Source organism: Streptomyces sp. NPDC053474, from assembly GCF_044544845.1.
Classification (GTDB): Bacteria; Actinomycetota; Actinomycetes; order Streptomycetales; family Streptomycetaceae; genus Streptomyces.
Map to the genome: position 1 here is coordinate 109,404 of NZ_JBITXV010000006.1, position 12,380 is coordinate 121,783.

A 12,380-nucleotide genomic window follows, 5' to 3' on the forward strand; every position below is an offset into this window, starting at 1 on the left:
GCGGCCCCTACGCGCGGGAGAAGACCCCGATGCCGTTGGGCACCGGGCGCTCCGCGCCGCCGCTCGGATGGTTGCGCACCGAGACGGCGGGCGCGCCCGGCTCCCGGGCGGCCAGCGTGCTGGAGCCGCCGCCGTCGAGACTGAAGCCGTCCTCGGCCCCCAACTCCCGCAGGAACGCGGCCACTTCGGCGATCGTCAGGCCGCCCCGGAACTCGGGCGCGCCGTCGAGCGCGAGCAGGACCAGACGGCGGCCTCCCTCGTCGATCCCGGCGGCCGTGCGCACGGCGGACGTCCGGTCGTCGAGGCCCGGCAGCGGCGCCCCGCCCCGCAGCAGCGGATAGCCGCCGACGACGAAGCGGTACGGGGTGTCCGACGCCGACGGCACCAGCCGGTGGCGCACGTGCACCGGGTCGCCGAGCGCCAGCTTGCGCAGCTGCTGCGCGCCCGCCTCCCGGCCCACGAGCACCGTCGTCCCCGCGGCGATGGCGCCACGGCCGGGCGTGTCGGCCACGGCGGCGACCCGCCCGCCGCGCACCGTCACCTCGTAGGTGTCCGTGCTGCACGGCGCGCCCCGGTCGGTGTCGGTGCCGCAGGTCGCCCGCACGCGCGAGGTGACCCCCCAGTCGCTGGTGAACGCGCCCACCGAACCCACCGGCAGCGCGTACTGGTTGAGCCCGCCGAGCGGCAGCCGCGCCTCGCGGGTGCGCACGCTGCCGTCGAGAGTCAGGCGGTCCAGGCGGGCCCTGCGGTCGACGCCCACGCCGATGACGTCCTCGGTGGTGGTGCCGGGCGGCAGCGCCGGGCCGAAGCGCTGGCCGTCCGGGACGGCCGCCTTGAGGGTGTGCCCGGCGGCGATGGCGGGGCCGACGGGCGCGCCGGTCGCCTCGACGCCGGGGTGCTGGGTCTCGGTGATGTTGAAGAAGTCGCCGTTGACCCCGGCGACCGCGCCCGCCTGGTCGGCCAGCGTGGACACGGGCTGCCGGGCGCCGACCGCGCCCGGGTACAGCAGCCCCACGCGGACGCCCGGGTGGCGCAGGTCGACGTCGAGGACGTGCGCGTGCGCGGTCCCGCGCGGCGTCGGGATGTCGTAGTCCCGGTACTCCACGCCCGGCGCGATCTCGGTGACCGCGGGCGCGGCCCCCGGAACACCACTGGCCGGTGCCGCCCCGAGGAGGGCGGCACCGGCCAGGGTGCCGAGGGCCGTCAGCGCGGCGAGCGCGCCGCGCACCGCTCTGAAGCGTCCGCTGCCTTGCTCGCGTCGTGTCACGGATCCCCCTCGGGTCGGCTGGGCCGTCCAACTGTCCCAGCAGTGAGGGGAGTTCACCAGACGGCGATGGCAGGGCAGGTGTCTAAGCGGTCTTGTGGAAGTGTGGTGCGGTTCGACAGCGCCCCGAAGGGGCGCGGGGAACTGCGCGACCAGCCACGACGGACCCGCAGACGATCGACGGCCCATCGCGGCAATTCCAGCGAAGCGCTTAGGCGCCCACGAGCCGTGAACGGATGAGGAAACGGACGCCTTCGGGGGCCTCCAGCGAGAAGCCGCTGCCGCGCCCCTCGACGACGTCGACGATGAGACGGGTGTGACTCCACACCTCGTACTGGCTCTTGGACATCCAGAACCGTACCGGCTCCGCCACGCCGTCCACGGTCAGCGACGCGAGCAGCACGTCGGAGTCACCCGTGCGGAACTCCCCCTCCGGATAGCACATGGGCGCGCTGCCGTCGCAGCAGCCGCCGGACTGGTGGAACATCAGCGGGCCGTGGGCCGACCGCAGCCGCCGCAGCAGATCGGCGGCCGCGGGGGTCAGCTCCACGCGCGGGGTGTCGGCCATGGCCGGTCGGCCTCCTCCGGGTCGCGGGTCACCGGGCCGCCCCGGCCCGGCCGGGCCAGTCAACACCGCCGGAGGTTGCGAGGAGGTTGCAGCCGGGCGCGGCACGCGGCACCCCCTCCGGGCCCGCCGGTGCTAGGTCCGGCCGGGACCGCCGCTGCCGAAGGCCCCGCTGGAGCCGGGGGTCCAGCGCTTGGGCTCCTGGTCGTCGCTCGGCTTGCTGCCGACCGTGCCCCCGCCCTTGAGCTGGTGGGGCGTCAGGCTGCCGCCGTCCCGCGGGACCTCGTCGGGCTCGCGCCGCTCCCGGACCTCGCGGACCGGGCCGCCGTCCGGCAGCCGGGGCTGCTCCTCGGGACGCGGCCGGTCCGGCTCCCTCCTGCGCACCCGGATGCCGAGCCAGACCGCCCACGTCAGCGCCGCGACGATGAGCAGGCCGAGCCCGAAGGCCAGGAAGGCGCTCGCGGAGGGCGAGGCCGCGAGCGGGGAGCCGCCCGGTGCGGCCAGTGCGATCGGTGCGTTCTGCGTCGTCATGCGCGCCGGGTACCCGGGAACGCGCCGCGTATCCGGAGCGCGTCAGCGGGTGCGCAGCGCGAACGTGTGCCCGGCCGGGTCGGAGTAGAGCCGCACCTCGCGCACCCCGTCGCGCTGGGTGTCCACCGGCCGGGCGCCGCCCGTGATGGCCGCGCGCTCCGCCTCGTCCATGTCACCCTCGGCGACGAGCAGTTCCAGATGGGTCTGGTGGGCGTCGTCGGGCCGCGGCCAGCTGGGCGGCGCGAAGCCGGTGTCGCGCCTGAAGCCCAGGCGCGTACCGGAGGCTCCGGTGGTCTCGAACCGGTCGGCCTGCGGGTTGTACGTCACGTCCTCGCCCAGGAGACCGGCGTAGAACTCGGCCAGTTGCTCCGGTTCGCCGCTGTCGAGCACAAGGATCGCCGTTTCCACTGTGGCCATGGTGCCCCTCGTTTCACGGTGGATGATCGGTGGCCGGTGTCCGGCGGATCCGGGTTTGCCGGTGGCCCGCCGGGGGACTCGCAGCCCCGGCTGGGAAGCCACGGGGAGTGAGGAACCTTGGGCGCGGGGTACGGGCCCCCGCCCAAGGCCCCCGGCGGGCTTCCGCCAGGAGGCCGTCCGCCGTACGGCCCGCACGACCGCCCCACTCCGCGAACAGCCGGACCCGCACGGTCGCGGGTGCCCTGACGACCGGGACGGAAACGTCCACGGCGGCGCCCGGCCCCCGGACGCCGCCACGACTGCCGGGCGCGTTCCAGGGAACCCGGTGACGCGGAACGGACTTCTGCCGAAGGAAAGCGGAGTTATGGAGATCTCAGGGCTCATCAGTGCGATCGTCATCGGCGCCGTCATCGGGATCCTGGGGCGGCTCGTCGTCCCCGGGCGGCAGCGCATCGGCGTCCTGTGGACCATCGTCGTCGGCATCGTCGCGGCGCTCATCGGCACCGCCATCGCCTCGGGCCTGGACGTCGCCGACACCAAGGGCGTCGACTGGACGGAGTGGCTCATCCAGATCGGCCTCGCCGCGCTCGGCGTGGCGGCGCTCTCGCGGGTCAAGCTGCGGCGCTGACCGGCCCGGCACGCCCGCGGCCCCCCTTCCCGCCGGTCCACCCGGTGCCGACTATCCTGGGCGGACGGCCGACCCCGTACGCGGGGGACGGCCGCACGGCGGTGGGGCCCGCCGTACCCAACCGCGGTGACGACGCCGCCGACGGTCCCTGCTTGTGAGGACACGCGCCCGCACACTTCCGGGCGGCGCACGAGTGGGAGACGTACGACCGGATGACAGCACCGCGCGACCGGACCGCCGAGCCCGAACCCATCGACCCGGACCTCGACGTCCCGGCGCCCGCCGGGCACGCGGGACCGGCACCCGGCCAGGCGCCCGTGCTCGCCGCGGTGGCGGCGGGCGGCGCGGCGGGAGCGGCGGCCCGCTACGGCGCGGGACTGCTGTGGCCCACCGCGGCGCACGCCTTCCCCTGGACCACACTGGTGGTGAACGCGCTCGGCTGCGCGGTGATCGGCGTGTTCCTGGTCCTGGTCGCGGAGGCGTGGAGCGCCCACCGCCTGGTGCGGCCCTTCTTCGGCACGGGCGTCCTCGGCGGCTTCACCACGTTCTCCACGTACGCGATCGACATCCAGCGGCTGCTCGGGGACGGCCACGCCCGGATCGCGCTCGCCTATCTGGCCGCCACCCCGGCGGTGGCGCTCGTGGCGGTGTGGGCGGCGGCGACCACGACCCGCCGCGTGCTCTCCGGGAGGCGGCGATGAACTGGGTGTGCGTGCTCATCGGGGCCGCTGTCGGCGCGCCCCTGCGCTATCTGACGGACCGGGCCGTCCAGGGCCGCCACGACTCCGTCTTCCCCTGGGGCACCTTCACGGTCAACGTGGTGGGCTGTCTGGTCCTGGGCGTCCTCACCGGCGCCGTCACCTACGGCGCCGCCTCGCACTCCGTCCAACTGCTCGTCGGCACCGGCCTGTGCGGGGCGCTGAGCACGTACTCCACCTTCTCGTACGAGACGCTGCGCCTGGCCGAGACCGGCGCGCGGTTCCTGGCCGCGGCCAACGCGGCGGCCAGCGTGGCGGCGGGGCTCGGCGCCGCGGTCACCGGCGCGGCGGTCGCCCAGGCGGTCTGGGGCTGACGCCCGCGGGCCGGGCGGGGCCCCCCCTGTGAGCGCCCCGCCGATGGCCGGTGTCAGCAGGTACGGCCCACGTAGTGGGCGCCCTGGATCTTGTCGGCGGAGCCCAGCCAGGTCCTTCCGGGAGCGACGCACCGCTCGTAGTCCGGGGCCAGGGCGACCCTCACCTTGATCACCACACGGGAGCCGTCCGACGTGCAGTGCCGGTAGTAGGCGTCGGAGCTCGTCTCGTAGAAGCCGCACGGATCGGCGGCCGCCGGGCTCGCGGAGACGGTCACCACCCCGAACGACGTCAGCGCGAGAGCGGCCGAACCGAGGGCGCCGATCACCTTGCGACGGATACGCACCAGAGAACTCCTCAAGAGGAAGGGGCCGAAGAGGCCGGAGGAAGGGGGCCGGACCAGCCGCGCGAGCGGCCGCCGGACCCCGGTCGTCGGCCCCGAGGATCGCCGCCGCGCCCCGCGCCGGACGCCCGAACGCGAGGTGCCTCACCTGGAGGATCGTTTCCGCATGGGCCGTTCGAGTGATCGATGGGCTGGACGAGGAGCGGGTGTGGGCTCTGGCCAGGCCTCGTCGCGCGGTGGGGCGGATGCCCGCGGTGAGGTGAAGGCCGGTCAGCCGTACATCGCCACGCGGTAGAGCGTCGCCAGCGCGTCGTCGATGGGGTGGGGTTGCGGCTTGCCGGAGGAGTCGAGCCTGTTCCACCTCTGGAGGTTCACCGCGACCGCCATCCGCCGCTTGCCGTCGGCGCGGGTCATGGCCAGCGCCCCGCCACCCCAGACCGTGCCGCCATGGCCCCAGAAGGTGCTCTGGCCGGGGCTCTCCATCGGGTACAGGCCGAGGCCGTAGTCGATGGTCTTTCCCTCTTGGGAGACGACCGGGACAGTGCGCTGCATCTGCGCCAGTGACCACGGGCTGACGATCTCCCCGGCCAGCAGCATGCCGAAGAAGCGGTTGAGGTCCGTGACGGTCGATATCAGCGAGGCCGACGGCCCCACCCATGACATGTCGAAGACGCTGTAGTCGCGCGGCGGGTCGATCATGCCGAACCATGACTCGTAGAGCAGCGAGTGCGGCCCGTCGACGTGCGGTCCGGCGGGGAGTTCGGTGTCCCGGAGCCCGGCGCGCTCGATGATGTCCCGGGTGATGTACTGCTCGGCCGTGGAGGCGGTCACCAGTTCCAGGAGTTGGACGAGCAGCAGGTAGTTGGTGTTGGAGTACACGCCCAGTGCACCGCCCGGGGTGCCGACGGCGGGTGCGGTGACCCCCATCTCGATCAGTTCCGTGGGGGCGAACCGCGTGAACCGGTGGTCGTCCAGGCTCTGCGGCCCGGTGTCCGCGAGGGCGGGGAACGCCTTGAGGGAGGGGTAGGCGTACGGGAGGTACTCGGCGAGGCCGCTGGTGTGGTGGAGCAGCATCCGGACCGTGATGGCGTCCCCGCGCTCTCCGGGAACCAGCTTCGGAAGGTAGTGGCCGATCGGTGTGTCGAGACCGATCCGACCGGCCTCGACCTGCCGCAGGACCGCGGCGGCGGTGAAGGTCTTGGTGATGCTGCCGACCCGGTGGCGCAGGTCGGCGGTGACGGGGCGGCCGGTGGCGACATCGGCGACCCCGGCGGCGCCGCGCCAGACCTGCTCGCCGTCACACACCTCGGCGAACAGGCCCGGCACTCCGGCGCGGTGGACGGCTTCCATGGCGGCGTCCAGCGCCGCGGGATCCAGTGTGTTCCTCACGACATGCGTCCTTTCGCATGGCTCGGGCCGAGCTCCACGTCGGTCGCCCAACCCGGGTGACAGGGCATGCGCGGCACGGCGGCCCGCATGCTGCCGGGTCGCTCGGCACACTCATGTCCTCATTATGCACGCGGTGCGTGCAACACCAGGTGCATAAGTTAGAGTGAGCCCGACGAGAGGGGCGACATGGCAGGTCGAAGGCGCTGGTCAACCGAGGAAATCCTGGATGCGGCAGCGGAGTTGCTGCGCACGGGCGACACGGACTCGTTCAGCGTGCGCAAGCTCGCCGCGGCTCTGGGGACCGATTCCTCCAGCCTCTACCGGCACTTCCGCAGCAAGACCGAACTGCTGCGCGCGGTCGCCGACCGGATCCTCCTGGCCTCCATGGACGGCTACCGCCCCGAGGGCGACTGGAAGCAGCGCGTCACCGCCCTGGCCCTGCGCGTCAGAGAGGCGTTCGGCCAGCAGCCCCAGCTCGCCGCGGTCTGGGGACGGTACGCGTCAGGCGGCGCCGGATCCCGGCTTGTCGCGGAAGAAGTGCTGCAGGCCCTGCGCGCGTCGGGGCTGCCCGACGAGGAGATCCCGGCGCGCTACCACCGCCTCGCGGTGCTCATCGCCGCGCTGATCACCTCCGAGGCCGGAGTCAGCGCCATCACCCCGGAGGAGTACGAACAGGGCATGGAGCACTTCCGCGTCGCGGTACTCGGCGCCGACCCCGAGCGCTTCCCCGCCCTGGCCCACTTCGCCCGCGACGTCCGCCCCCTCGGCGCGGACCGCGGCGCCGCGTTCGAAGAGATCCTCGATGCCCAACTGGCCCACATCGAGGCCGCGATCCACCAGGGCTGATCCGCACCGCTCCCGCGCCGTCCGACCTCCTGGTCGCCGCCGACCGGCTCGCCGAGCGCGTCCTGCCGCTGGGCGGGGCCCCACGGCGTGGCCGATGGGTTTGTGGCTCCCGGCCGGTCCAAGCTGGTGACACCCCAGGAAAGGACAGCGCCATGTCGGAGCTTCTCGTCGACTTCATCACCTCCCTCGACGGCTATGCATCGGGAGAGGGATGGCCCGGATTCTGGGGCCTGGAGGGCCCGGAGTACCTCGCCTGGCTCGGCGAGCAGCCCCAGGCCACCTACCTGATGGGAGCGAACACCTACCGCCTGATGTCGGGCTTCGCCGCAGGCGAGGTCCCGGGTGGCCAAGCCGAGTTCAGGCCCGAAGAGGAGGCGTCCGTCGACGAGCTCACGCGAGCGCCCAAGGTGGTGTTCTCCTCCTCGCTCCAGGAGCCACTGACGTGGGCCAACTCCACGCTCGTCCGCGACGACGCCGTCGAGGCGGTCCGTGCCATGAAGTCGAGTGGCACGGGCCTCCTCAGCACCATCGGCAGCCTCAGCCTGTGCCGATCCCTGCTGCGGGCCGGACTCGTCGACCGCTTCCGGGTCGTGATGTTCCCGGTGATCACCGGGGCCACGGGCGAGGAACGCATCTACGACGGCTATCCGGACATGGCCCTGGAGATGACCGAGCACCGCACCTTCGACGGCCGCATCCAGCTGGTCGAGTACAAGCCCCGCGTGCTCGAGCACCCGCCGCTCGGCGCCCCTGCGTGACGTCGCCCCACCCGCCGCTGACGGGTCCGACGCGGGCGCTCACGACCCCGGTTCCCCTGGGGCGCCGACGGGGTCCGCGGTGGGGCCGGGCGCGTCCTGCGGGGCGGCGCGCAGCGTGCGGGCCGCGCCCGAGCGCGGCAGTGCGAGCGTGACCAGCAGGCCCGCGAGCATGCCCGCCGCCGTCAGGAGCACCACGAGGAACTCGCCGTCGGCGGTCGCCGTGCGCAGCGCGGCGCCCGCCTTGCCCTGGGTGCCGAGGTCGGCGACCACCGTGAACACGGCGAGCCCGATGGCGTTGCCGATGTTCAGGGCCGTGGAGGCGATGCCGTTGGCGACGCCCTGCTCGTGCGCGGGTGTGCCGGTGGCCGCGGCGATCCACATGGCCGTCCACACCACGCCCTGGCCCACGCCGGAGACGATGAGCCCCGGCACGAGGAGCGCGTAGCCCGCGTCGGCGTCGAAGCCGAGGGCGAGCACGGCCGTGCCGACGGCGCCGGTCACGAAGCCGGTCAGGAGCGTGGAGCGGGTGCCGAGCCGGGTGGCGGCGCGCTCGCCGAGCTGGGTGCCGCCGGCGATGGCGAGGGACGGCAGCAGGAAGCCGAGGCCGGTCTGGAGCGCGGAGTAGCCGTGGACGCTCTGCATCAGCACGGTCAGGAAGTACGGCAGGACGCCGAAGGTGGCCATGTAGACGAACGTGACGGTCATGCCGACGGTGAGGCTGCGGTTGCGGAAGAGGCGGAAGGGCATCAGCGGGTCGGCGCTGCGGGCCTCGATGGCCGCGAAGGCCGCCAGGAGCACCGCGGCGGCGGCGAAGGCGGCCACGACGAGCGGGTCGCCCCAGCCCAGTTCGGGCCCTTCGACCAGGCCGAAGACCAGGAGCGTCGACCCGGCGGTGACGCTCAGGGCGCCGGGCAGGTCGAAGCGGCGGCGCGCGCCGCGCGCCGGGTCGCGCGGGATGACGTACAGCGCGGCGAGCGCGATGAGCCCGGCGAGCGGCACGTTGACGTAGAACACGGCGGGCCAGCCGAAGCGTTCGGTGAGCGCGCCGCCGAGCAGGGCGCCGAGGGTGAGCCCGCTGGCGCCCGCGCCGCCCCACACGGCGAGCGCGCGGTTGCGCCTGGGCCCTTCCTCGAAGAGGTTGTTGATGAGCGAGAGCGTGGCGGGCAGCAGCAGCGCGCCCCCGACGCCTTGCACGGCCCGCGCGGCGATGATGACGCCCGCGCTGGTCGCGAGCCCGCCCGCGAGCGAGGAGACGGCGTACAGGCTCAGGGCGAGGACGAACATCCGGCGCCGCCCGAGCAGATCGGCCGCGCGCCCGCCGAGCAGCAGGAAGCCGCCCGCGAGGACGACGTAGGCGCTGACCACCAACTGCTGCGTCTGGCCCGGGAAGCCGAGGTCGGAGCCGATCTCGGGCAGGGCGACGAACACGATGTTCAGGTCGAGGGAGTAGACCGTCTGCGCGAGGGCGAGCAGCACGAGACTCAGGCCCAGGCGGCGCTTGTCAGACACAGGTGTGCCCCTTCAGTACGACAGTACGCGTGAATACGTACGATGGATGGTACGCATCCTTACGTACGATCGCTGGGGAGGGCAAGGCATAGTCCGCATATCCGCGTACGGAGGTACGGTGGGGTGATGAGCTACCGCCATCCCGAGCGCGACCAGATCCGCATCGACGACGTCCTGAGCGCCCTCGGCAATCCCCTGCGGCTCTCCGTGATCCGGCTCCTGGACGCGGGCGGGGACCACAACTGCACGAGCGTCCTCACCACGCTCGGCGTACCGGCCAAGTCGACCATGACCCACCACTGGCGCGTCCTGCGCGAGAGCGGCGTCATCTTCCAGCGCCCCTCCGGCCGCGAGAACCTGCTGACGCTGCGCAGGGACGACCTGGACGCCCGCTACCCCGGACTCCTCGACGCGGTGCTCGCCGGATCCCGCGCGGACGAACTGCTCGGCGCCTGACGCCATCTCCCGCGGGGCCTGCCGCGGGTAGGACCCCACCTCGCACCGCCCCCCGCCCGCGTCTTGGCGCAGGCTGCGCCCGGCTGGTGCCCGCTCGACCGAGTGCGCGCTATCTGGTCGGCGCGGACGTCACTGCGGTGCCCAGCGCACGGTCCGGGCGGTGGGCTGCGCTGGCACTCGCTGTGCTGACTGCCGCATCCGGTACAGGTACTGCACCTTGATGCAGAGGGCCAAGGGGTCGATCGGCTTCGTCAGGAAGTCGGCCACGCCGAGCTCCAGGGCCTGTCCGATCAGTGCCGTGCTGGTGTTGGCCCCCGTCACCAGCACGACGGGGATGGCGCGGGTCTGCTCAAGGCGGCTTAGGTAACGCGCGACTTCGAGTCCGCCGAGGTCTGGCATCAGTACGTCCAGCACGATCAGGGAGACGTTCCCGCGCAGGGTGGCGCGCAACGCCGCGTCGCCGGTGTCGGCACGCTCCAAGGGCAGGCGTAACGGAGCGAGCGCACTTTCCAGCGCGAACAGATTGTCTTTGTGATCATCGACCAGGAGCACTGTGGATTCCACGGTCATGACCCTTGCCTCGTGAGCAGATGACCGGTGCCTCGTGAGCAGATGACCGGTGCCTCGTGAGCAGATGACCGGTGTCAGCCTATGGCCCGCTCGCGGACGGCAGCCGGTTCGGCGGCCTGGATCACCCGTACGAGTGGTGCCCCATGGCCCCATGGGGAGGGCGCTTGTTGGCAGCCCTGACCACACGAGGCGGCCAGGAATTTCGGCTGCACAGGCGGCCAGGCTGCGGTAGAACCGGCTCATGGACGAGCAGCGGTTGCCCGGCGGCCGGACGGTGGGGGCGGTACGCCGTGGTGGCGCGGTTCACCGGGCCGTGCAGCCGTGGACGCCTGCGGTGCACGCGGTGCTGCGCCATCTGGAGGCGGTGGGGATGGACGGTGTGCCCAGGGTCCTGGGCATGGACGGGCAAGGGCGTGAGGTCTTGACCCATCTCGAAGGGGAGACGGCGGGGGAGGAGCTGCCCTGGCCTGCCTGGGTGTACTCGCCGCCCGCGCTGGAGGCCGTGGGGAGGTGGGCCCGGCGCCTGCATGACGCGACGGAGTCCTTCGTTCCGCCGCCGGACGCGCGCTGGCTCGCCAGGCAGCGGTGGCGGCCTGGGCTCGTCATCGGCCACCACGACGCCGCCCCTTGGAACGCGGTATGGCGTGACGGGGGCTTGGTGGGCTTCTTCGACTGGGACACCGCTGGGCCCTCGACGCGCGAGTTCGACCTGGCCTTCATGGCGTTGACGTGGGTCCCGCTGCACGCGCGCGGTTTCGCCGAGCGGACCGGATTCACCGCGTTCCAGGACCGGTCCCGGCGCCTCCATCAATTCCTCGACGCCTATGGATACGAAGGCGACCGGGCGGCGTTCGGGACCGTGGTGTCCACGCGGGCCCGGACCAACGCGGACGTCATCCGCCGCCTGGCCGCCGACGGCGATCCCGTCTACACAGCCCTGGAGCCGGTGGCCGGGGAGCTGGAACAGGCTGCCGTCGAAGTCGACGCGCTGCCCGCTTCCTTCTGGCGCTCGACCCGCTGAAGGTCTAGCTGGCGGCGGCCTCAAGGATGACCGCGGCGACTGCGTCGGGCTGCGAGACCATGACGGCGTGGCTGGCCCCGTCGATGAGCGTGGTCTTCGCACCCATCCGTTCGGCCAGCCACTGTTCCAGCGGTGTGCCGATGATCTGGTCGTTGCCCGCGACGATGAACCAGCTGGGGAATTCACGCCAGGCCGGAGGACCCGAGACGAACTCGAAGCGTGCCGCGTCGCTCGGCCCCTGCACCGCGGCCATGATCCGGGCCTGAACCGGATCGACGTCAGCGGCGAAGTACTGGGGGAACAGGTCCTGCGGCATGGTGAGCCGCCCCTGCGGGTCGACGTCGAAGTGCTTCGCCGACTCCAGCGGCTCGAACTGCTCGGCGTGCTGGGCGACGGTCTCGCCCTCGTCAGGCGCGAACGCCGCCACGTACACCAGTGCCTTCACGTTCGCAGCCCCGTGCGCGGCGTTGGTGATCACGCAGCCGCCGAAGGAATGGCCGACCACTACGGTCGGGCCCTCCAGGATGTCGAGAGCCTGCCGCACTTTGGTGACGTCGTCAGGGATGGACGACAGCGGCTGCTGCACCGCCACCACGTGGTGACCGGCGTCCTGCAGCTTCGGGATCACCCCCGACCACGACGAGCCGTCGGCGATGGCGCCGTGAACCAGCAGAACGTTGACCATGTGAACCTCCGGAACCGATGGAAGAAGCCCCCGCCCGGACTACGGAGCGCGTCCACGTCACCGACACGCACGACAACACGCTAAGCCGGTTGCCCATCCATCGCATTCCAGCCCGCCGGAACGCCGACGGCGTCGGGAGCGTCGAGACGCATCTCGGCCTCGGACGCGTACTCACGTGTCGGCGCCGCCTGAATCCATTCCCGTAGGTCTTGGGAGACGCTGCCGATCCAGTCGCGGTAGGCGCCGGTCCGAGTGCGAGCGTCAGGGAAGTCCTGGGCGCAAGCGATGCCCCAGCTGACTGGGTCGTTCACCCAGTCCCTGGCCCAGG

At 72.7% G+C, this 12,380-nt stretch carries 16 protein-coding genes; 7 read left to right on the forward strand and 9 right to left on the reverse strand.

Going from position 1 to position 12,380, the window contains the following annotated elements:
- Positions 1 to 7 precede the first annotated feature (7 nt).
- The 4 genes from ACIG3E_RS15885 to ACIG3E_RS15900 all read right to left on the reverse strand — a co-directional run bounded on the left by ACIG3E_RS15885 (position 8) and on the right by ACIG3E_RS15900 (position 2,777).
- Positions 8 to 1,267 (reverse strand): phosphodiester glycosidase family protein, encoded by a 1,260-nt coding sequence (locus ACIG3E_RS15885; RefSeq protein WP_399616033.1) that lies wholly within the window; start codon positions 1,265 to 1,267, stop codon positions 8 to 10.
- 208 nt (positions 1,268 to 1,475) lie between these two features.
- Complete coding sequence (locus ACIG3E_RS15890) at positions 1,476 to 1,832, reverse strand: DUF779 domain-containing protein (RefSeq protein WP_138963633.1); 357 nt, start codon at positions 1,830 to 1,832, stop codon at positions 1,476 to 1,478.
- 132 nt (positions 1,833 to 1,964) lie between these two features.
- Positions 1,965 to 2,360 carry a DUF6479 family protein gene (locus ACIG3E_RS15895; protein WP_242727375.1) on the reverse strand — a complete coding sequence of 132 codons (396 nt, stop codon included), beginning with the start codon at positions 2,358 to 2,360 and terminating at the stop codon, positions 1,965 to 1,967.
- A gap of 42 nt (positions 2,361 to 2,402) precedes the next feature.
- Positions 2,403 to 2,777 (reverse strand): VOC family protein, encoded by a 375-nt coding sequence (locus tag ACIG3E_RS15900; protein WP_399616036.1) that lies wholly within the window; start codon positions 2,775 to 2,777, stop codon positions 2,403 to 2,405.
- A 364-nt stretch (positions 2,778 to 3,141) separates the two neighbouring features.
- On the opposite strand from ACIG3E_RS15900, the gene ACIG3E_RS15905 reads away from it, so the two are divergent.
- The 3 genes from ACIG3E_RS15905 to crcB all read left to right on the forward strand — a co-directional run bounded on the left by ACIG3E_RS15905 (position 3,142) and on the right by crcB (position 4,477).
- A complete protein-coding gene (locus tag ACIG3E_RS15905) occupies positions 3,142 to 3,405 on the forward strand; it encodes a GlsB/YeaQ/YmgE family stress response membrane protein (RefSeq protein ID WP_138963637.1) in 264 nt (87 codons plus the stop codon).
- Positions 3,406 to 3,617: 212 nt separating this feature from the next.
- Entirely contained in the window at positions 3,618 to 4,106 is a 489-nt protein-coding gene (locus ACIG3E_RS15910; RefSeq protein ID WP_399616038.1) for a fluoride efflux transporter FluC, read from the forward strand.
- Positions 4,103 to 4,477: a fluoride efflux transporter CrcB gene (crcB, locus tag ACIG3E_RS15915; RefSeq protein ID WP_399616040.1), complete on the forward strand. Its 375-nt coding sequence runs from the start codon at positions 4,103 to 4,105 to the stop codon at positions 4,475 to 4,477. The genes ACIG3E_RS15910 and crcB overlap by 4 nt, the downstream gene beginning before the upstream one ends.
- Positions 4,478 to 4,530: 53 nt before the next feature.
- Here the strand turns inward: crcB and ACIG3E_RS15920 are convergent, their stop codons facing one another.
- A complete protein-coding gene (locus tag ACIG3E_RS15920) occupies positions 4,531 to 4,803 on the reverse strand; it encodes a DUF6355 family natural product biosynthesis protein (protein ID WP_399616764.1) in 273 nt (90 codons plus the stop codon).
- Between the two features lie 285 nt (positions 4,804 to 5,088).
- Complete coding sequence (locus ACIG3E_RS15925; protein ID WP_399616766.1) at positions 5,089 to 6,168, reverse strand: serine hydrolase domain-containing protein; 1,080 nt, start codon at positions 6,166 to 6,168, stop codon at positions 5,089 to 5,091.
- A gap of 225 nt (positions 6,169 to 6,393) precedes the next feature.
- Between ACIG3E_RS15925 and ACIG3E_RS15930 the strand changes: the two genes are divergently transcribed.
- Both ACIG3E_RS15930 and ACIG3E_RS15935 read left to right on the forward strand, forming a co-directional pair.
- Positions 6,394 to 7,053, forward strand: coding sequence for a TetR/AcrR family transcriptional regulator (locus ACIG3E_RS15930; RefSeq protein WP_399616042.1), 660 nt, complete (start codon positions 6,394 to 6,396; stop codon positions 7,051 to 7,053).
- Between the two features lie 152 nt (positions 7,054 to 7,205).
- Positions 7,206 to 7,811: a dihydrofolate reductase family protein gene (locus tag ACIG3E_RS15935; protein ID WP_399616044.1), complete on the forward strand. Its 606-nt coding sequence runs from the start codon at positions 7,206 to 7,208 to the stop codon at positions 7,809 to 7,811.
- A gap of 39 nt (positions 7,812 to 7,850) precedes the next feature.
- On the opposite strand, the gene ACIG3E_RS15940 is transcribed toward ACIG3E_RS15935, so the two are convergent.
- Positions 7,851 to 9,320, reverse strand: coding sequence for an MFS transporter (locus ACIG3E_RS15940; protein ID WP_399616047.1), 1,470 nt, complete (start codon positions 9,318 to 9,320; stop codon positions 7,851 to 7,853).
- 126 nt (positions 9,321 to 9,446) lie between these two features.
- Here ACIG3E_RS15940 and ACIG3E_RS15945 point away from each other — a divergent pair, with 126 nt between their 5' ends.
- Positions 9,447 to 9,776, forward strand: coding sequence for an ArsR/SmtB family transcription factor (locus tag ACIG3E_RS15945; protein WP_399616049.1), 330 nt, complete (start codon positions 9,447 to 9,449; stop codon positions 9,774 to 9,776).
- Positions 9,777 to 9,905: 129 nt separating this feature from the next.
- Here ACIG3E_RS15945 and ACIG3E_RS15950 read toward each other — a convergent pair whose 3' ends face one another.
- A complete protein-coding gene (locus tag ACIG3E_RS15950; protein ID WP_399616050.1) occupies positions 9,906 to 10,346 on the reverse strand; it encodes a two-component system response regulator in 441 nt (146 codons plus the stop codon).
- A 241-nt stretch (positions 10,347 to 10,587) separates the two neighbouring features.
- Between ACIG3E_RS15950 and ACIG3E_RS15955 the strand changes: the two genes are divergently transcribed.
- Positions 10,588 to 11,367 carry a phosphotransferase gene (locus ACIG3E_RS15955; RefSeq protein ID WP_399616051.1) on the forward strand — a complete coding sequence of 260 codons (780 nt, stop codon included), beginning with the start codon at positions 10,588 to 10,590 and terminating at the stop codon, positions 11,365 to 11,367.
- Between the two features lie 4 nt (positions 11,368 to 11,371).
- On the opposite strand, the gene ACIG3E_RS15960 is transcribed toward ACIG3E_RS15955, so the two are convergent.
- Positions 11,372 to 12,052, reverse strand: coding sequence for an alpha/beta fold hydrolase (locus tag ACIG3E_RS15960; RefSeq protein ID WP_399616053.1), 681 nt, complete (start codon positions 12,050 to 12,052; stop codon positions 11,372 to 11,374).
- Positions 12,053 to 12,380 lie beyond the last annotated feature (328 nt).